Origin of the sequence: Halorubellus sp. JP-L1 (genome assembly GCF_011440375.1) — an archaeon.
In the GTDB taxonomy this organism is placed as follows: Archaea; Halobacteriota; Halobacteria; order Halobacteriales; family Natrialbaceae; genus Halorubellus.
On record NZ_JAAOIR010000002.1, the window covers coordinates 1 to 19,809 of the forward strand.

Below are 19,809 nucleotides of genomic sequence, written 5' to 3' on the forward strand. Positions count from 1 at the left end.
CCTACGGCGCTTCGCGACGCTCCGCGACACCACCGCCGAGAACGGAGACGACCGCGAGCAACGTCGCTCGCGCCTACGGCGCTTCGCGACGCTCCGCGACACCACCGCCGAGAACGGAGACGACCGCGAGCAACGTCGCTCGCGCCTACGGCGCTTCGCGACGCTCCGCGACGCCCCTCAATCCTCCGTCCAGTAGTAGATGTCCTCCCGCTCCGTCCCGCAGTTCGGGCACGCCTCCGGGAGCGCGCCGTCGATCTCGCCCATCTCGCCGCACTCCCAGCACCGCCACATCAACTCGGCCTCGCCGAAGTCGTGGCCGGCGCGCGAGTGCTCTATGCTCCATCCCTCGACGCCGTCGTCGGCCGTCACGTAGAACCCGTGCTCGTCGAACCCGCGGACGTGCCCGAGCAGTTCGCCGTCATCGTCGTACACCTTCGTCCCGAACCGAACGTCACCAGTCGCTTCCTCCATCTCGCTCATATAGTGCCCAACGTTACCATGGAACATAAGCGTCCGTCTCGATGTCTTCCTCGCAGTATCGGCGGCGGTCGCGATCGGCAATCGACGACGACTGTCGCCGCGGCGCGGCGGAGTCACGTGGAACCGGGTCGGTAAGGCGAGCATCCGTCGAAGAAATCCCGGGGCGGCACGCGCGTCGTGACCGTTCGCTCCCTCACGCCGTATCAGGTTCTTGGAGCGGGTACGCTCCGACTGCGTCCACCGGCGCGTCCGTTCACGCGGCGAAACCCGAGGTTACGGCGTTGAACGAAGCCCGGGCTTATTTCACTCAGTCCGCTACACTTCGCTATCTTGACGCCGCCCCACTCGCAACCACGCCTGCCCGAAGCGCCCCGGAGAACGCCGCCGCTGCCCCCTCGGGCCGCCGCGACGGGACGCGCTTTCGAGTGACGTGCGATGACAGAGGGACCCGCAGACACCGACGACTCCGGGATCGGGCCGCGAGCGCTCCAGCGGCTCCGCGACGCCGACCTGTCGTCGATGCGTCGACGACGGTTCGTCAGGACGCTCGTCAACGCCGGGTTCGGAGCCGCCGCCGCGTCGCTCCTCGCCCCCGACGACCTGTTCGCCACGCGCCCCGACGAGGTCCCGATGGTCTACGGGTTCACGCGGAGCGAGGACCCGTGGCGGGTCGAACCGCGGACGAAACCCGTCCCGCGCGAGTGGTACAACGACCTCCAGCGGGCGTTCGACGTGCAGGAGGTGCTCGTCGAGAGCGGCATCCCCGGCCTCGCCGGCGTCTTCGTCCAGCCCGGCGACTACTCCGACCGCGACACCTCGCTGCTCCTCGACGCGACCACCGAATCGGACCTCCCGGACGTCGGCGAACTGGCTCGCGACGTCGGCTACACGATCAACTACCTCGAGTCGGTGTCGCCCGTCCCGCAACGCCGGCGCGACTCCGTCGAACTCCGGCTCGTCGACGAAATCCCCGACGAGCGCATTCCCGGGAGCGTCACGTGCGCCACGGACGCCGGAGAGGGCACGCTCGCACCGGCGATGTACGACCCGTCGACCAAACGGCGGTTCTTCACGACGGCGAACCACGTCTACGGCGAACAGGGCGAACTCGAGACCGCCCACCGCGGCGAATCGCTGACGGCCCTCGCCATGGACTCGTCGGCCGTCCTCGGGCACGTTCGACGCGGCTTCCCGGACGACGACGTCGTCCGCGTCGACCCCGCGAACGGGTACGAGCCGGCGAGCCGGATCCACGGCGCCTCGCCCTCGCGCGTCGGCGGCCAGTTCACGAAGTTCGGTCTCGCGGACCTCGCCGCCAGGGACGAACCCCTCCAGAAGATGGGTGCCCGAACCGGCCACACGAGCGGCCAGATCAAGGGCGTGAACGGCGTGACGTGTTACTACGGGACGCCGTGCCGGCGCGGCCAACTGAAGTGGGGCGGCCAGCGGACGGTCCAGAGCGGCGACAGCGGCTCTGTCGCGTACCACCCCGACCCGGAGAACCCGGACCGGCAGCAGCTCGTCGCGGGATTCAACAACGCCCACGCGTGGTGGCCGGTCGGCGACTTCAGCTGGGGAACCGCCGCCCATCACGTCCGACAGACCCACGGCTATCACTTCTGAACACAATGAGAACCCGCAACCGTACCCGTCCACACGAGCGGGACAGCTACCACGACCACGCCAGTCGAGTCGTCCGACGATGACCGAAGACCGCTCGACGCCGCGCCGAGTGCACTCGCTGCTCGCGACCGCTCGAGCGGTCATCGAAGCGAACCGGCGCCACCTCCTCGCGGACGCGGCCGCCGTCGTCGCCTGGGCCGCGATACTCGTCCTGGCCTTCGGCGCGCTCGGCGGTCCACGCTGGCTGTTCTACAGCCTCCTGGTCGGCGGCATCGTCACCTACACGCTCGCTCGAGAACCGCTGACGGGGCCCGGGGAAGAGTGACGGCACGGCCGACCGACGCGCCACCGCGAACCGTGAGTCGCCCGGCGGACTTTCACATGAAATCCGCGATGCCGGACTGCTTGTTGTGGTCGTTCTCGAAGATCGACTCGAGCGCCCGCTCTAGCTTCTCCAAGCGCTGCTTCGTGTACGTTCGACAGCCGAAGTCGTCCGCGACGTCGATCGCCGTCTGCATGTACTTGTTCACGGACCCCTCGTGGACCGTGAGGTTCACGCGCCCGCCGCACTCGCGGCACTCGCCGGTCAACGGCATCCGCCGGTACTTCTCCCCGCAGTCCAGACACCGCGTCTCCTGGCGCGCGAACGCCCGCAGGTTCCCGATGAGGTCCGGTAGGAAGTGCCCCTCGATGATGCGCTCCGCCACGTCCGTCTCGTCCACCGCACGCAAGTTCCGCGAGAGATGCAACTGCGCGTCCATCTTCTCCTCCATCGACCCCAGCGTCTTGTACGCCGACAGGTCCGGCCCCAGCGCCAGATCGCTCGTATCGTGCGTGTGGAAGAAGTCCGTGTACTCCCGGTCGCTCCCCAGGTTCTCCTCCGCGATCGTCATGATCTCCTCGACGTCCTCCGGGTCCGCCATCTCCCGGGTCGCCTCGTAGAACTCCCGCGGATACTCCCACATCACGTCCATGTTGTGCGCCTCGTCGTCGATCTCCGACGGATCGATTCTGGAAGACATGACCAGCGGCGCGTCCATTCGACCACCTCGCTTGTTCGGCAGGTACGATTTGCTAAAATTCAAAAGTCCATCTAAAAGGAGCATCACACAATCTTCATCCCCGTCGCAGTTACGGCGCTTTGCTGCGTGGAAGTAGGGGTGCGCGTAGCCGACGGCGGCGCTCGTGAAGCCGACGACGCGGCCGACGGTGGCGGCGCTGGTGTGGGGGGCCATGCCGAAGACGAGTTCGCCGATGAGGTCGTCGCGGTCGTCGAACTCGTAGAAGCGGTCGAGGCCGTAGTACTGGTCGAGGAGGTCGTCGACGAACGCCGCGGTCTTCAGCATGTGTTCTGCGGCGCCGTTCGAGAGGACGACGTCCTGGACTTTGAGTTCGACGAGTTGGTCGTCGTGCCGGAGGGGTTCGCCGTGGACGTCTTCCTCGTAGCCGAGGCCCTTGAACTGGTCGGCGGTGGCGTCGAGTTCGCTCGGGCGGACGGCGGTGACGGGGAGGTCCGTCATGTCGTAGCGGACGGTGCCGTCCTTGAACGACGAGACGTCGTGTTTCGCGCGGAGGATGCCCTTCTCCATCGGTTCGGGCGTCTTGTTCGCGGACATCAGTCCCTGGACGCCCTTGAGGATCTCGAACGCGTTCTCGCGTTCGCCGACGGCGCGCATGGCGTCGTGGTAGACCGCGTCGACGTCGATCTCGGTGGGTTCGACGCTGGTGCCGTCGGCGTCACAGCGGTCGCAGTGGACGCGGCCGGCGTCGTCGGGTTCGAGGTCTTGCTCGCAGAACGGACACCAGTACTCGGGGTCGGTGCGGGCGTCGCACTCGGGGCAGCGTGCGCGCCACGTCTCGGTGTCGCAGGCGGGGCAGCGGCGGCGGCCGACGTCGGATTCGACGAGGCCGGGCGTGGACTGCATGTCGGGGGCGTGCTTGGCGGCTTCGCCGACCGAGCGCTGGCTGCCGCCGGCTTCGCCGATCGGGAAGAGCGTGTGGACGGCCGGGGAGAGGTCGCGGGATTCGGACTTCTCGGGGCGCCCCATGCGGTTCCCGATGCGGGTCGGAGCGCGCTCCACGAGTTCGAAGGGTGCGACCTCGTTCGCGGCTTCGATGGCGTTCTCGCCGTCGGCGTACTCGCGAGCGCGCTCGGAGAGGTCGTCGGCGGTCCACGTCCGCTCGAGGTGGACGGTCGGGCCGTCGGCGTCGGGGTCGCGGGTCGCTTCGACGCCGAGGGAGCGAGCGAGCGGCACCCAGTCGTCGACGCGGAGTTCGTCGTCGGTCTGGCGGTGCGTGACGAGGAGGCGTTCGAGGACGCGGCGCGTGGTCTCGGTGCGTTCGAGGACGAGCACGCCGGGGGCGTCCGGGTCGATCGGCTCTCGGTCGTCGTCGTCGGCTCCCTCACCAGCCGCGTCGGCGGACGACGATTGGTCGCCCCCTTTGCGGTCGTTCCGGTCGTCGTCGCGTGCGAGCGCGCCGCCGTCGGCGACGGCGGGTTCGACGGCGGCGTCGGCGACCGCGTCGGCGAGCGTCTCGAAGTCGTCGACGCTCACGTCGTGGAACATGTACGTGTACTGCGGGTGCAGGGGGGCGTCGTACGCGCTCGCCCAGTCGAGGGCGGTGCTCGCGTCCGGGTCGGCGAGGTCGACCCTGGGGGAATCCTGTAGCGCTTGCACGTCGCAGCCCGCCGCTTCGAGGTCCTGGCGCCACCACTCGACGGTGTACGAGGCCGGTGCGAGCGGGTGGTTGTTCTCGACGAACTCGCCGTAGTTCACGAGGTACTCGCCGAGGTCGAGGATGGACTCGACGCCGTTGCGGACCTCCTTCGCCTCCGCGGGGTCGTCGATGCGGCGGACGTCGCCGTTCGCCAGGCGGACCGTCGGGCCGTCGATGGAGTCCACGGGCACCACGCCCGCGGCCTTCCCCGGCCGTTCGGTCTTGATCTGCGTGCCGGTCGCGAGGAAGTCGTCGACGAGGTGCATCGTCGCCGGGTGGACGCCAGCGGTCGCGAACCCGTGGTTGCGGGCGCGACCGTACCGGAGCCGGAACCCACCGGACTCGGAGGGGTGCCCGAAGACGGGGCGGCCCGCGATGAGGTCCCGCAGGTACTTCTTGGACTTCTCGGGCCGGAGCGGTCCCGTCGGCGCGGCGTCGTCCGCACCCTCGGCGTCGTCGGCGTTCGCGTCGGCGTCCTCGCCGTCGCTGGCGGCCGCCTCGGCCTCGCTCTCGGCGTCGTCGCCGTCGTCCTTGCCGATGGTGCCGTCGATGAGGTCCTGGAGCCACGGCCAGTCGACGTCGTCGAGCGTCCGCGTGTACCGCTGGATCTTCGGCGCCTTCAGCGCGATTCCTTCCGCGAGCACGAGGCACATCCCGCCCCTGGCGGCGTTCGTGTCGACGCGCTCGAGGTCCCGGCCGCCCTGAACTTCCTCGTCGCCCGTCGCCTCGCCGTCCAGCATGATCGGCATGTGCTCGGCGATGAACTTCGTCTCCTCGTCCTTCGGCGAGTACTGGAGGCCCGTCTCCGAGTCGTAGAGATCGACCTCCTCGGCGTACCGCTCGACCTCCTCGTCGCGAGCCTTGAACTCGTCGACGTCCAGTAGCGTCCGCGCGTAGTCCGCGACGAGCACCGAGAGCGCCTGCGCGGTCCCGCCCGCCGAGCGGATCGGGCCGGCGTAGTAGATGTTGATGAACTCCGTCCCGTCGTCGTTCGTCAGGAGCTCCACGCGGTCGATGCCCTCGATGGGCGCTGCGACCACGCCCTCAGTGAGGAGCGCGACCGCGGTCCGCACCGCCCCTTCGACCTTCCCCTCGCGGGAGTCGTAGTCGCCGACCGACCCCTCGACGAAGTCCTCGACGAGCGCGAGCGCCGCCTCCTCGCGACTCATCTCGCCCTCGAGCTCGCGAACGCGCTCGGCGACGCCGTCGATCCCGAGGATGTTCTCCACGCGGTCCGCCATGTCTCGCGCCGTCGGGATCTCGACCTCCGGCTTCGGGTCGTCGCCGATCCGCTTCGCGCGCTCGGCGACGTCGAACGCTTCGTCGAGGTTGGCTTCGAGCCGCTCGAAGTACCGCTCGTCTGCCTCCCGCATCTATAGCCAGAGGTCGAGGTCGGTGGTCGCGTCGTGCTCGCGCACGAGCTCGGTGTCGAACGCGGCGACGTACACCTCGCCGGCGAACACCGTCGCCTCGTCGAGGTGGCCCGCCACCGACTCGCCGTCGGGCCGGGAGAGGACGACGTGCGTGTGCGCGAACGGCTCCCCGTCGAGCTCGCTCAGGTTCCCGACGCACGCCGCGACCTCCAGGTGCTCGTCGAACTCGACGGGCTCGTACTCGCCCTCGTCCTGGTGATAGTACCAGACGGTCGCGTCCTGGACCGCGCCGAGCCCCACGAACCACCCGGCGTCGATCTCCTCCTCGACGGCGAGTTCCTCCAGCTGGGCGCGCCAGTCCCGCCCCGTCTCGAGCCGTCCGAGGTACTCCCCGACGGTCTCGACTTCCCGGTAGTGCATACCAACGCCCACGACGCCACTGGGGAAAAATCTGACCAACGGTCGCGCCGGTCGCCGCGACCCTCGACGGACCCCGGCGACGCCGGTCGACGTGGCTCGAGGATGGCGCTGCGGCTACGGAGTCGAACGACCGTAGAGGTGGGAGAGACGTTGCCTCTATCGCCAGTCCGGGAGGTCCGGGGCGTCGTCCGCCTGCATCGCGAGCCACGCACCGTCTGCTGTGATGTCGGCGATTACGTACTCCTTACTGGAGCCCTCGCCGTCGACAGACGATACCACATCGTACCCACTGTTCGCGTCGGTGGGTCCAGACTCGGATGCGGCCATGTGTGCCCATGTCTCATGGAGGGGTATAAACGCTCCGAAAAAACAGGACGGTTTATCGGCGCGCTTGCGGCTCCAAACTCGGGGAGGGCGACCGGATCGGTGGTCGGTCGGTCACGTAAGCGACCGTTTCGGTGTGTGAAGGACAACCACGGAATGCTGGTCGTTCCAGCGCGCAATCGCACGGAAACGAGCCCGTACCTCGGTCCCGGATCGCCGCCCCGTCGTCCGTTCGATGGGACCGGTCGATAGTTCCGCACGACTGCGAGCGTATCTTATCCCTTTCTTGGTATATTCCGCTGCGGATAGCGGCAACAATCCGGGGAACCTCGAAGTCGGTGCAGTCTTGCGAAAACCAACGCCCTCTTATGAATGTTTGGGTATGTAAAACGGCGGCAGACCATAACGGTAATTTTAACCGAATCGTCTCCAAAGCAGTGCGTGGGATGACAGACAATACCAGCGTCGACCGACGTCGCTTCCTGCAAGCGACCGGTGGCGCAGCAACTGCAGCGGCAATCGCGGGTTGCCTCGGTGGCGGCGACGAAACCGAGACCGAACCCGAAACCGAAGACGGTGGCGACGGGACCGACACGACCACTGGCGGAGACGAGGAGCCCCAGGGCAACGACCGCACCCTGCAGCTCATCAACTCCACGATCACCACGCTCGACCCCATCAAGGCGACGGACACCGCGTCCGGCACGATCATCCAGAACGTGTTCGACGCCCTGATGAACTACCCGAACGGCGAGATCGCAGTGGAGAACCTCCTCGCGGAGGAGGTCTCGGTCTCCGACGACTTCCGGACCTACACGTTCACGCTCAAAGAGGGCGTCCAGTACCACGACGACATGGGCGAGGTCACGGCCGAGGACGTCGTGTACTCCTTCGAGCGCCTCGCGGCCTCGGACAACTCCCGACGGACGTACTTCATTCTCGCATACGCGCTCAACATCGAGCACGAGACGGACGACGAAGGCGCGTACGTCCCCGGCTCGCTCAACATGGCCGCGACCGGTGACTACGAGTTCAAGATGCAGCTCGCGAAGCCGTTCGCGCCCACACTCGAGATGCTCGCGTACACGTCGTTCTCGGTGATCCCGAAGGGGATCGTCGGCGACATCGACGTCGTCCCGTCCGGTGGCAGCCTCGGCTCCGACGAGACCGAGGACATCGGCGACGGCGAGATGGCCCACGAGGAGTTCGCGACCAACAACCCAGTCGGTGCGGGTCCGTACGTGTTCGACCACTGGGAGACTAGCCAGGAAGCCGAGATCGTCCGAAACGACGACTACCACGGTGGCGAAGTCCTGAACGGCGGCGTCTTCTGGAAGGTTATCCCGAAGCCGGAGACCGCCTACCAGTACGCCCAGAACAAGAACTCCGACCTGATCTCGATGCCGACGTCGAAGTACGACCCCGGCAAGGTCAACGTCGAGGGAACCGACGACCTCGGCCGCAAGTACGGGACGTACGGCCCGATGGAGAACAGCGCCACCGCCAACTACCTCCAGGTCGCGTCGATCAACACGTACTACATCGGCTTCAACTGCGAGAACGTCGAGAAGCCCGCCCGGCAGGCCATCGCGTACGCGATGAACCAGCAGGAGGGCGTCGAGCAGGTGTTCAAGGGTCGTGGCAAGGCCGCGTACCACCTCACGCCGCCGAACATCTACCCGGGTGGCGCACCCGAGTACGACTCGCACGCGGAGAACAACTACCCCTACGGGTACAACCAGACGCAGATCCAGCAGGCAAAGAGCGTCATGGAGGACGCCGGCTACGGCCCCGACAACCAGTACGAGGTCACGTTCACGACGTACCAGTCGTCGACGTGGCAGGGCCTCGGCAAGATCCTCCGCGACAAGCTCGCGTCCGCGCACGTCAACATGCAGCTCGAGGAGGCGCCGTTCTCGACGCTCCTCCAGCGTGGCCGGAACGGGAACCTCGAAGCGTACTCGCTGGGCTGGATCATGGACTGGCCGCGCCCGAACAACTTCCTCGGGCAGGTCGTGCCGGAGCTCACCAACACGGACCAGGAAGGCGGCGCGCAGGGCTTCTACCTGGACTGGGACGGCGACGAGGGTGGCATGAGCAGTGCCGCACAGCAGGCCCAGAGCGCCTGGGAGACGATCCAGAGCAACCCCGAGCCGACCGACTCCGCACAGAGCGAGCGCGACTCGGCGTACGTCCAGATGGAGGAGGCCATGTGGGATGACATGGTCCTCCTTCCGATGTACCACGTCGCAGAGGAGCGTCTGTGGTACGACTGGGTCGACATTCCGCGCTTCGGCGGTGGCGGTCCCTCCCGCCAGAAGAAGTGGAAGGTCGTCATCAACGAGCGCGACCAGTAACGCCCGGAACGACTTCGCGTTTTCCGTTTTTTCGCGGCCATAGCGACGCCTACGCGCCGGTTATCATCAACCGTGGAACGCAAGACATAACCATGGGTGCGAAATACACTATCAGTAGAACAATGGTGATGGAAGTGGCTCACCGGAGGGCCGAAAAATGAGTCGGTGGTCGTACTTCGCTCGCCGGCTCGTACTGGCGGTTCCGGTCGTGCTCTTCGGAACGACCCTCACGTTCATGATCATCTACCTGGGCCCGATAGACCCAGTGTCGGCCATCCTTGGCCCGCAATCAAACCAACAGGCCTACGAACAGATCGAGGCCCAGCTCGGGCTGAACAAACCGCTGTTCGGGCAGTACCTCGACTTCATCGCGAACCTCGCGATGTTCGACCTCGGCGATTCCTGGGTCATCCAACCGGACACCTCGGCGATGGAACTCATCGGGAGCTTCGCACCGCGGACGCTCTGGCTGGGCTTCTGGTCGGTGCTCCTCCCGCTGTTCATCGGGATACCGCTGGGCTTCTACGCCGGACTGAATCCGAACACGTGGTCGGACTACTTCGCGTCCCTCGGCGGGATCGTCTGGCGGTCGATGCCGAACTTCTGGCTCGGCGTCATCCTGTTGGCGTGGCTGAGTCAGGACAACGTCCTCTTCGGGTTCAACTGGAAGACGTTCGTCGTCGACACCGGTATCGTCGGCGCACCGTCGTTGAACTTCTACGACGTCGCGGGCGTGACGAGCATCGACCTGTTCGGGACAACGCTGTTCCGGCTGCCGTTCAAGTTCAACTTCGAGACGTTCCTCGCGGCGATCAAGCGCATCCTGCCGCCCGCGATCGTGCTCGGGTCGGCGTCGATGGGTAACGAGATGCGTCTCGGCCGGACGGCGGTCCTGGAGACGGTGAACTCGAACTACGTCGAGACCGCGCGCGCGAAGGGGCTGTCGAGCGGGAAGATCGTCTGGAAGCACGTCTTCCGGAACGCGCTGATCCCGCTCGTCCCGATCATCCTGAACGAAGCGTTCCTCCTCATCGGTGGGTCCGTCATCCTGGAGACCATCTTCGGGATCAACGGCCTCGGCTACCTGTTCTTCCAGGCGGTCGTGCAGGCCGACCTGCCGCTCGCGGGGTCGCTGATGTACATCTTCATCCTGCTAATCGTGTTCTTGAACATCCTACAGGACTTCCTGTACACGATCATCGATCCGAGAGTGGGGTACGACAAATGAGCGAACGAAACGAGGACTCGACGTTCAGAGAGCGCGTGCTCGCGCACCCCGAACCTGCGATGATCTGGCTCGCGGGGGCATTCCTGCTGTTCCTCCCGCAGGCGAGTGCGTTCTTCGAGACGCTCATCCTCTGGGGCGACATGGTGAACCCGTTCACGACGGGGTCGCTCGAGATCATGAGCTGGTACGTCGACACGATGTACAGTACGGGTGGGACGGTCGGTGGCACCATCCTGACCGCGATCGGTGCATTCGTCGCCATCGCGGTCGTGACGGTGCTCATCAAGGCGTTCTTCATCCCGTTCTCCATCGTGGAGAGTCTCGGCGTGGAGGACTGGCCGATCAGCACCGACCTCCTCGAGCGCGTCATCGTCGGCTCGATCGTCGCGGTGGCCGGACTGCTGCTCGTGTTCTCGCCGCTCGGGAGCGCGCTCCAGTCGCTGTTCGCGATCGTCGCGGACGTCGGGACCGTGTTCGCCGACCGGTGGACGCTCCTGTCGCGCGAGGTCATCCCGAACCAGGGGTTCGCGCCACCGTCAGGCGCGACCGACCAGTACTCGACCGGACCGCTCGGTCCGTACCACGGGACGTTCCTCGGCCTCGAACCGGCCGTCGCGTGGGCGATCCGCGTCGTTCTCGTGTACGTGTACGCGTTCGTCTGGATCGCGTGGGCCTGGTTCGGCTACAAGACGTTCCGCCGGCACTACCGGTACGCTGACTGGACGCCGCGCGACGACATGATCGATCGCTTCAGCACGCACCGCTGGGGCCAGTTCGGGTTCGTCGTCGTCGCGATGTTCCTCGTCATGGCGATCTTCGCGCCACCGCTCGGTCCGGTGACCGCGCAGGAGAACATCCACGAACCGTACAGTTACTCGGTGAACTACACGGAGGACGGGGAGGTGCTGAACATCACGCACGGCAGTGCGAACTCCGGGTCGACCTCGCAGGGCGGTGACCGGAACGTCGGCATCCTCCAGTACGACGACTTCGGTCGGTTCCATCCGATCGGGACGACGACCGGCGGGAAGGACCTATGGACGTTCATGACCATGGGGTCCCGCGTCAGCCTGTTCATCGGGCTGCTCTCGGTCGTCGGGAGCGGGTTCATCGGTGCGGCGCTCGCGCTCGTGACGGCGTACTACAAGGGCTTGACTGACCTCATCGTCGTGGTGACGTCCGACGGCATCCAGGCGATGCCGGCGTTGCTCGTGCTCATCCTCCTGGGGACGGTGCTCGCGGACCATCCGATATCGAACGTGTACAACGGCGCGCTCGTGTTCGTCCTCATCTTCGTCGCGATCGGCTGGGCGGGGATGTGGCGCGCGCTCCGTGGACCCGCGTTACAGGTGTCCGAGCAGGAGTGGATCGACGCCGCCAGGAGTTACGGGCAGCGACCGACGACCACGATGAAGAAGCACATGGCGCCGTACATCCTCGGCTACCTGCTCGTGTACGGGTCGCTGCGGCTCGGCGGCATCATCATCAGCGTCGCCGCGCTGTCGTTCCTCGGCCTGGGGATCGAGCCGCCGGTCCCGGAGTGGGGTCGGATGGTGAACTCCGGTCAGCCGTACGTGTCCGGGCCGTCGTGGCACATCGCGACCGTCCCCGGTCTGATGGTCGTGCTCGTCGTCACGGGCTTCAACGCGTTCGGTGACGGCATCCGCGACGCGATCGACCCGCAGTCCGAAGGGGCGTCGGGTGACGAGGCCGCGGCTGCAGGGGGTGGTGGATGATGTCCACGCCCGAGCAGGTCGCGACTGACGACTCCGTGCTCCGCGTGAAGAACCTGCAGACGTCGTTCTTCACGGACAAGGAGACGATCCGTGCGGTCGACGAGATCAGTTTCGACATCGAGAAGGGCGAGACGGTCGGTATCGTCGGCGAGTCCGGGTCGGGCAAGTCCGTGACGGCGCGCTCGATCATGGGGCTCGTCGAGAGCCCGGGGAGCGTACTCCGTGGGAGTAGCGTCCAGTTCCGCGTGGCGAGTGCCGTGGAGGAGTTCGCGAACACCTTCGAGAGCTCGACGGTCGACCTCGGGCAGCTCGCCGCCGAGAACGATCTCACGGCGGAACTCCAGGACGCGTTCACGCAGCTCAGTGCGGTACCGAGCGACGTCACGGAGGACCCGCGGTACGCGGACGAGCGTGCGGAGGACGTGAACGTCCGGAAGATGGTCGACGACGGCGTCGTCACCTGGAACGACCTGATCACGTCCGGGTACGCGGACGAACTCGGACTGGTCGACGAGAACGACTTCGTGTTCATCGAGTCCGGCGAGATCACGTCGGGTGGCGCGACGGTCGAGTCGGGGTACATCGACGTCACTCGCGCGCACGACCGCGGGCTCCGGAAGCTCCGCGGGGGGAACATCGCGATGGTGTTCCAGGACCCGTTGACGTCCCTGAATCCCGTGTACACGGTCGGAAACCAGATCAAGGAGGCGCTGAAGCTCCACCGTGGCCTGCGGGGTGCGGAGGCGACGGAGGAGGCGATCAACCTCCTGGAAGCGGTCGGGATTCCGGACTCGCGGCGGCGCGTTCGCGAGTACCCTCACCAGTTCAGTGGTGGGATGCGTCAGCGTGCCGTCATCGCGATGGCGTTGGCGTGCGATCCCGAACTCTTGATCTGTGACGAGCCGACGACCGCACTCGACGTGACGATCCAGGCGCAGATCCTGGAACTCCTCGAGAACCTCCAGGAGGAACGCGGCCTCTCGATCATGTTCATCACGCACGACATGGGTGTCATCGCGGACATCTCCGATCGCGTGAACGTGATGTACGCCGGCGAGCTCGTCGAGACGGGTGACGTGAGGGACATCTTCCACGACCCGAAGCATCCGTACACGCAGGGGCTTCTGCGGTCGATCCCGGGCCAGCAGGCCGGGGATCGTCTGGAGACGATCGAGGGCGACGTGCCGACGCCGAACGAGGATCCGACGTACTGTCGGTTCGCGCCGCGGTGTCCGGAGGCGTTCGACGACTGTGAGGCGGTGCATCCCGAGCAGGTCGGGGTGTCGACGGAGGAAGACGACCACGTCGCCGCGTGCCTGCTGTATCCGGAGGACGTGACGCAGGCAGAGGCGATCGAACTCCACAAGGCGAAAGGAGGGCGGAACGAATGAGCAAACAAGCGATGTCAACGGCGCAGTCGACGGACGAGGAGCACGCGATGATCGAGGTCCGCCAGCTCAAGACGTACTACGAGGGCGGCGGCCTGATCTCGAGCAACCCCGTGAAGGCGGTTGACGGGGTGGACTTCGACATCCGGAGCGGTGAGACGCTCGGGCTCGTCGGCGAGTCCGGGTGCGGGAAGTCGACGCTCGGTCGGACGCTCGTGCAACTGGAGGACGCGACCGCTGGGATGAGTCGGTTCTCGAAGCCGGAAGTCGTCCAGCAGTTCGCGAACGGGAACCGTCGTCGGACGGTGTTCCTGCCGGACGTCTACGGCGAGCACGACGCGGTGTCGCTCGTCGAGCAGTTGCTCGACGACGGCGTGCTTCCCAAGCACATCACTGACGTCCCGCGGTTCGCGACGCTGTCGCCCGGCGAGGTGAACGCGGGGACGCTCGTGGACGATGGGAACGTCACGGTGGAGTCCCTCGTCGACGCCGGATTCGGGGAGCGTCTGGGCCTGTACGGCGAGAAGGACTTCGTGTTCGTCGAGTCCGGGTCGAAGGACGGCGACACCGTCACGGTCGAGTCGGGCTACATCGACGTGACGTCGGCGCCGGATTACGCGCTGAAGAAGCTCCGCGGGAAGCAACTCGGGATCGTCTTCCAGGACCCCGAGTCCAGCCTGAACGACCGGATGACGGTCGGGGAGATCGTCCGGGAGCCCCTGGACGTGCACGGTTGGGGGACCAAGCGCGAGCGCCGCGAGCGCGTTCGCGAACTCCTGGATACGGTCGGGTTGCGGCCGGAGCACTACTTCCGATACCCCCACCAGTTCAGTGGTGGGCAGCGCCAGCGCATTGGGATCGCGCGAGCGCTCGCGCTGGAGCCTGACTTCCTCGTGCTGGACGAACCGGTGTCGGCGCTGGACGTGTCCGTGCAGGCGAAGATCCTGAACCTCCTAGAGGACCTCCAGACGGAGTTCGGGTTGACGTACCTGTTCATCGCGCACGACCTCTCCGTCGTCAGGCACATCTGCGACCGCGTCGCCGTGATGTACCTCGGGAACATCATGGAGATCGGGGAGACCGAGGAGCTGTTCGACGCACCGGCGAACCCGTACACGCACTCGTTGCTGTCCGCGATCCCGGAGCCGGATCCGGATTCGAACAAGGAGCGCGTGACGCTCCGTGGGACGCCGCCGAGTCCGCGCGACCCGCCGGTCGGTTGTCCGTTCAGTACGCGGTGTCCGGTGAAGATCCGTCCGGAGGCGTATCGAGAGATGGACGACGACGTCTGGGAGCGCATCGAGGTGTTCCGGGAGGTCGTCCGCGAGCGAACGCGCGCGGACCGGTCGTTCTCGGACCGGGTGCGGGAGTTCCTCGGGAAGGAGACGCGGTTCTCGGACATCACGGAGATCACGGACGAGCTGTTCGGTGACGTGCAGGTTCCGGACGGCGCGCAGCAGCATCTCCGCGAGGCGGCGAGTTACGTGGAGGCGGGCAACGACAACCAGGCCCGGGAGTACCTCTTCGAGGAGTTCGGGAGCGTCTGCGACAAGGAGAAACCGCGGCATCACGATGTGACGGCGCTCCGGACGAGTTACTGCCATCGGCACCTCGACGAGTACGAGGACAGCCAGTCGGTCTTCCAGCAGCTGTAGGCCGGCCGTGTCTTCTACGGATTCCACGCCGCGCGAGGCGGTCGAGGTCGTCGCGTTGAAGGTCGTCGACTTGCTGACGTACGTGGTGGTACTGGTTGCGGTGGTGTTCGTGCCGGTCGCGGCGTTCGAGCTGTCGACGTTCGGCGGGCTCGTGTTCACGAAGTGGGTGCTGTTCGTCGTGGGTGGCGTCCTCGGCGTGTACTCGAGCTTCCAGTTGCGGCCGGCCGGGCCGGAGCGTCGGGCGGCGGCGGTCGACGCTGGTCCGAGCAGTGCGACGGTCGGTGGCCGGGAGGTGTCTCGCCTGCAGCGCGTGGCGGCGGCGATGCCGCCGGCGCGGTGGACGGGGTTGACGCCGACGGAGCGGTTCTCGCCGTACACGAAGCAGTTCGCGGCGGCGGTCGCGTTCGTCGTGACGGCGTGGCTGCTGGAGGTCGTGTTCGACGTCGGCCTCGGACTGTAGGCGGGGCGAGCAGGCGTCGTGACGGGTTTCCTTCGGTGAGTCGTCGACGGATAGAGACACCCTTAACCGACTCGGGTGTGTTGTGCGACCCATGCCCGAAGCCCCCGATATCGACGAGGAGGATTTCACGCACGCGGACCGGATCGCGGCGAACGCGGACGCGATCCGGGAGGCGTGGGAGGCGACGCTCGAGGACATGGAGGCGATGGCGGAGGCCCGACGCGAAGATGGATGGGAGGCTGTGACGTGCATGGCCGTGGATACGGCGCCGACGAACCCGGACGCGGGCGACCGCGACGACTTCGGGCTCGTGTTCGTGCTCCCGAACAACATGGCCGAGGAGTTCGAGGCGGCCTACGAGGGGAAGGCGTTCCCGCAGTACGAGGTGTACCGGGCCGCGGACGAGGGACGTGCGTACCTGGTCGTCGAGTACATCGACCCGGAGTCGGAGACGGCGATCTTCGTCGCGAGCCAGTACGAGCTCCGGTTCGCGCCGGGGATGGTGACGGCGGCGCGTCGCGAGGAGACGATGTACACGTACGCGCAGCTCGTCGACGGGACGCGCATCGGTGCGTTCGAGCACGATAGCGTCGACAAGTTCGTCCCGGAGATCGACCGCATCGAGGAGTACCGGATGGAGACGCCGGACCCCCAGGAGGTCGCGAAGAAGCTCGACGACGTGGAGCCGGAGGCGGTCGAGGACGCGGACGTCGACGAGGCCTGAGCGTACTGTCGGCGGTCGTGAGTGTCGCTCGCCAGAAACAGGGGCTTTATTTCCGTTTTCGCTGTAGAGTGCGAGTATGAATGTCGCGGACGCGATGACGACGCGCTCGGAGCTAGTCACGGTCGAGTTGCCCGGGACGCGCGACGACGTGCTGGAGTACCTCCAGGAGTACGAGTTCTCGTCGGTGCCGGTGGTGAAGCGGACCGACGCGGGCGAGGAGTACCGCGGGCTGGTGTCTCGGGACGCGCTCATCGAGCACCCCGACGAGGACCAGTTGGCGATCCTGATGGAGGACGTGCCGACGACGACGGCCGGGGAGAGCCTGGAGTCGGTCGCCCGGGTGATGGTCGAGGAGGGCGCGCGTCGCATGCCGGTCGTTGACGGCCAGCTGGAGGGTATCGTGACGGTGACGGACGTCGTGCACGCGATCGCACGCGGCGACGCGGCGACGGATGCGACCGTCGAGGGCTACGCGTCCCGGGACGTGAACACGACGTACGAGGGGACGCCGCTTCCGGTCGCGGAGCGCGAGCTGTTCTACGCGAACGTGCCGTACGCGGTCGTGCTCGACGACGACGCGGACGTGTCGGGGATGTTGACGGAGGTCGACATCCTCGAGGTGGCGCGGATCGTCGAGGGCGAGGACGACACGGGCGACTCGATCGCGAACGAGGACGACGAGTGGATGTGGGAGGGGATCAAGGCGGTCGGTGGCCGGTACGTGCCGACGCGGAACGTCGAGATTCCCGCGGAACCGGTTCGGGAGTTCATGACGGCGGACGTGGTGACGATCTCGACGCGGACGTCCGTCGAGGAGGCCGCCCAGCGCATGATCAGCGAGGACATCGAGCAGGTGCCGATGGTGTCCGGCGACCGGCTCGTCGGCATCGTCCGGGACGTGGACCTCCTGGAGGCGCTGTATGAGTAGCGACCTGAGCGAGCTCGCGCGCCGTCGCGGGTTCTTCTTCCAGGCGAACGAGTCCTACGGCGGCGTCGCTGGGTTCTACACGTACGGTCCCGAGGGGGCGGCGTTGAAGCGGAAGGTCGAGGAGGCGTGGCGCGACCGGTTCGTGACGAAGGAGGGGAACCTCGAGATCGATTCGCCGACGGTGACGCCCGAGGCGGTGTTCGAGGCCTCGGGTCACCTCGAGGGATTCGACGACATGCTCGTCGAGTGCGCGGAGTGCGGGGAGAGTCATCGCGCGGACCACGTGGTCGAGGACGCGACGGACGTGGAGGACGCCGAGAGCCTGCCGACCGACGAGGTCGAGGACCTGATCGCGGAGCACGACCTGCCGTGTCCGGAGTGCGGGGCGAGTCTCGCCGGCCAGCCCGTGGAGACGTTCAACCTGATGTTCGAGACCGAGATCGGGCCGGGCGGCGACCAGGCGGGGTTCCTGCGCCCGGAGACGGCCCAGGGGATGTTCACGGAGTTCCCGCGTCTGAAGGAGTACGCGCGCAACCAGACGCCGTTCGGCGTCGCGCAGATCGGGACGGGCTACCGGAACGAGATCTCGCCGCGCAACGCGCTGTTGCGCGCTCGCGAGTTCACGATGGCGGAGCTGGAGATGTTCGTCGACCCCGAGGCAGACGAGCCGGACCTTGCCGCGGTCGCGGACGTCGACCTGCCGCTGTATCCGGTGGACGCGCAGCAGGCCGACGGCGAGGAGTACCTGCACATGACGCCCGTGGAGGCCGTCGAGGCGGGCGTGGTCGGGAGCGACTGGATCGCGTACTTCCTCGGGCGGTCGACGGCGTGGTTCGAGCGCGTCGGCGTGGACCTGGAGCGATTCCGGCTCCGCCAGCACCTCCCGGGCGAGCTCGCGCACTACGCGAGCGACTGCTGGGACGCGGAGGCGCTCGTCGACGGCGACTGGGTCGAGATCGAGGGAATTGCGGCTCGGAGCGACTACGACCTCTCGAAGCACGCCAAGTACGCCGACGACTCGTTCACGATCTTCAAGGAGTACGACGAGCCGGTGTCGACCGAGCGTGCGACGGTCGACCCGGACATGAGCTACCTCGGCCCCGAGTTCGGTGGGGCCGCGGGCGAGGTCGCCGACGCCCTGCAGGCGCTCGCGGAGCGCGACCGGTCGGCGTTCGACGGCGACGAGGTCGTCGTCTCCGTCGACGGCGACGAGTACGCGGTCCCCGTCGAGCAGACGGGGTTCGCGGTCGAGGAGGTCACGGAGCACGGCGAGCACGTCACGCCGCACGTCGTCGAGCCGGCGTTCGGCGTCGGTCGCGTCGTGTATTCGGTGCTCGCGCACGCGCACGAGTCGGACGTCGTCGAGGGCGAGGAGCGGGACGTGCTCCGGCTCCCGCAGGCGGTCGCGCCGACGTTCGTCGGCGTGTTCCCGCTCACTGACCAGGACGGCCTGCCCGAGACGGCCCGCGAGGTCGCGGAGACGCTCCGCGCGGCCGGATTGGACGTCACGTACGACGACTCGGGGAGCATCGGGCGTCGGTACCGCCGCCAGGACGAGGTGGGGACGCCGTACTGCGTGACGCTGGACGCCGACCCGGAGGGGACGGCGACGATCCGCGAACGCGACTCGACCGCGCAGGCGCGCGTCGAGCTGGACGACCTCGTCGGGACGCTCGCGGAGTTGCGGGCGGGCGAACTCGCGTTCGAGGACCTCCCGGAAGCGTGACGGAGTCGGGTAGCGATCAGTTGGCGGGACTCCGCGACGAGGTGGCGCGACGCCTCGTACACGCGAGCGGTGCGGCCGTCCCGGTCGCGTGGCTCCTGGGTGCGCCGTGGTGGCTCGTGCAGGCGTTCATGGTGGTCGCGGCGGTCGGCGCGGCCGTCCTCGAAGCCGTCCGCCTGTTCGTCGGCCTCGAGTGGGTGGTGTTCGACAAGCTCACTCGCGAGTACGAGCAGGACAACCCCGCGGGGTACGCGCTGTACATGTGGAGCGTCGCCGCGGTCGTCCTCGCGTTCGGCCACGAGCCCCGGATCGCGGTGGTGGCGATGCTCGCGCTCTCGCTGGGCGACCCCATCAGCGGCCTGCTCGCGTCCGGGGAACTGCGGACGGTGAAGCGACCGCGGGTCCTGCTCGCGATGTTCGCGACGACGCTCGTACTCGCGTGGCCGTTCTTGCCGCTGTCGGCGGCGCTCGTCGCCGCGGTCGGCGCGACGGTCGCCGACGGCGTGAAACCGCGGTTCCGTGGGGTCATCGTCGACGACAACCTCTCGATCCCGATCGTCGTCGCCGTGGCCGCGTGGGCGGCCATGCGGTACTTGCCCTCGCTCGCCCCGCCACTCGGTGCGTGACGGCAACCGGTCGTCGCCGACGACCGGGCGCTTCACTTCCGCCGCG

17 protein-coding genes are annotated in these 19,809 nt (G+C 67.2%); 13 read left to right on the top strand and 4 right to left on the bottom strand.

Translation table 11 applies throughout. The annotated features are described in order from the left end of the window. On the top strand, positions 1 to 196 hold a 196-nt coding region (locus G9C85_RS18660), incomplete at its 5' end, for a hypothetical protein (protein WP_205254336.1). On the opposite strand, the gene G9C85_RS08690 is transcribed toward G9C85_RS18660, so the two are convergent. Then, complete coding sequence (locus tag G9C85_RS08690) at positions 178 to 480, bottom strand: hypothetical protein (protein WP_166039034.1); 303 nt, start codon at positions 478 to 480, stop codon at positions 178 to 180. The genes G9C85_RS18660 and G9C85_RS08690 overlap by 19 nt on opposite strands. A gap of 435 nt (positions 481 to 915) precedes the next feature. Here G9C85_RS08690 and G9C85_RS08695 point away from each other — a divergent pair, with 435 nt between their 5' ends. Together G9C85_RS08695 and G9C85_RS08700 are read left to right on the top strand one after the other, a co-directional pair. Next, on the top strand, positions 916 to 2,103 hold the full coding sequence (locus G9C85_RS08695) for a hypothetical protein (RefSeq protein ID WP_166039036.1): 1,188 nt from the start codon (positions 916 to 918) through the stop codon (positions 2,101 to 2,103). Positions 2,104 to 2,182: 79 nt separating this feature from the next. Then, entirely contained in the window at positions 2,183 to 2,428 is a 246-nt protein-coding gene (locus G9C85_RS08700; RefSeq protein ID WP_166039038.1) for a hypothetical protein, read from the top strand. 52 nt (positions 2,429 to 2,480) lie between these two features. On the opposite strand, the gene G9C85_RS08705 is transcribed toward G9C85_RS08700, so the two are convergent. The 3 genes from G9C85_RS08705 to G9C85_RS08715 all read right to left on the bottom strand — a co-directional run bounded on the left by G9C85_RS08705 (position 2,481) and on the right by G9C85_RS08715 (position 6,941). Further along, entirely contained in the window at positions 2,481 to 6,194 is a 3,714-nt protein-coding gene (locus G9C85_RS08705) for a DNA polymerase II large subunit (protein ID WP_166039040.1), read from the bottom strand. Continuing rightward, entirely contained in the window at positions 6,195 to 6,614 is a 420-nt protein-coding gene (locus tag G9C85_RS08710) for a PPC domain-containing DNA-binding protein (RefSeq protein ID WP_166039043.1), read from the bottom strand. It lies immediately after the preceding gene. 156 nt (positions 6,615 to 6,770) lie between these two features. Then, on the bottom strand, positions 6,771 to 6,941 hold the full coding sequence (locus G9C85_RS08715; RefSeq protein WP_166039045.1) for a hypothetical protein: 171 nt from the start codon (positions 6,939 to 6,941) through the stop codon (positions 6,771 to 6,773). Between the two features lie 443 nt (positions 6,942 to 7,384). On the opposite strand from G9C85_RS08715, the gene G9C85_RS08720 reads away from it, so the two are divergent. The 10 genes from G9C85_RS08720 (at position 7,385) to G9C85_RS08765 (ending at position 19,763) form a co-directional block, all read left to right on the top strand. After that, positions 7,385 to 9,295, top strand: coding sequence for an ABC transporter substrate-binding protein (locus G9C85_RS08720; RefSeq protein ID WP_166039047.1), 1,911 nt, complete (start codon positions 7,385 to 7,387; stop codon positions 9,293 to 9,295). Between the two features lie 157 nt (positions 9,296 to 9,452). Beyond that, positions 9,453 to 10,523 carry an ABC transporter permease gene (locus G9C85_RS08725; protein WP_166039049.1) on the top strand — a complete coding sequence of 357 codons (1,071 nt, stop codon included), beginning with the start codon at positions 9,453 to 9,455 and terminating at the stop codon, positions 10,521 to 10,523. Beyond that, on the top strand, positions 10,520 to 12,259 hold the full coding sequence (locus G9C85_RS08730; protein WP_166039051.1) for an ABC transporter permease: 1,740 nt from the start codon (positions 10,520 to 10,522) through the stop codon (positions 12,257 to 12,259). The genes G9C85_RS08725 and G9C85_RS08730 overlap by 4 nt, the downstream gene beginning before the upstream one ends. Next, entirely contained in the window at positions 12,259 to 13,650 is a 1,392-nt protein-coding gene (locus G9C85_RS08735; protein ID WP_166039053.1) for an ABC transporter ATP-binding protein, read from the top strand. Before G9C85_RS08730 ends, G9C85_RS08735 begins: the two co-directional genes overlap by 1 nt. Before the next feature lie 11 nt (positions 13,651 to 13,661). Further along, positions 13,662 to 15,302, top strand: a complete 1,641-nt coding sequence (locus G9C85_RS08740; RefSeq protein ID WP_394352739.1) for an oligopeptide/dipeptide ABC transporter ATP-binding protein — start codon at positions 13,662 to 13,664, stop codon at positions 15,300 to 15,302. Positions 15,303 to 15,309: 7 nt separating this feature from the next. After that, positions 15,310 to 15,762 (top strand): hypothetical protein, encoded by a 453-nt coding sequence (locus G9C85_RS08745; RefSeq protein ID WP_166039055.1) that lies wholly within the window; start codon positions 15,310 to 15,312, stop codon positions 15,760 to 15,762. Between the two features lie 91 nt (positions 15,763 to 15,853). Continuing rightward, complete coding sequence (locus G9C85_RS08750; protein ID WP_193570684.1) at positions 15,854 to 16,486, top strand: hypothetical protein; 633 nt, start codon at positions 15,854 to 15,856, stop codon at positions 16,484 to 16,486. Between the two features lie 76 nt (positions 16,487 to 16,562). Continuing rightward, positions 16,563 to 17,414, top strand: coding sequence for a CBS domain-containing protein (locus G9C85_RS08755; protein WP_166039057.1), 852 nt, complete (start codon positions 16,563 to 16,565; stop codon positions 17,412 to 17,414). Beyond that, positions 17,407 to 19,140: a glycine--tRNA ligase gene (gene glyS / locus G9C85_RS08760; protein ID WP_166039059.1), complete on the top strand. Its 1,734-nt coding sequence runs from the start codon at positions 17,407 to 17,409 to the stop codon at positions 19,138 to 19,140. Before G9C85_RS08755 ends, glyS begins: the two co-directional genes overlap by 8 nt. Then, positions 19,137 to 19,763: a dolichol kinase gene (locus G9C85_RS08765; protein WP_369680787.1), complete on the top strand. Its 627-nt coding sequence runs from the start codon at positions 19,137 to 19,139 to the stop codon at positions 19,761 to 19,763. The genes glyS and G9C85_RS08765 overlap by 4 nt, the downstream gene beginning before the upstream one ends. Positions 19,764 to 19,809: the final 46 nt, after the last annotated feature.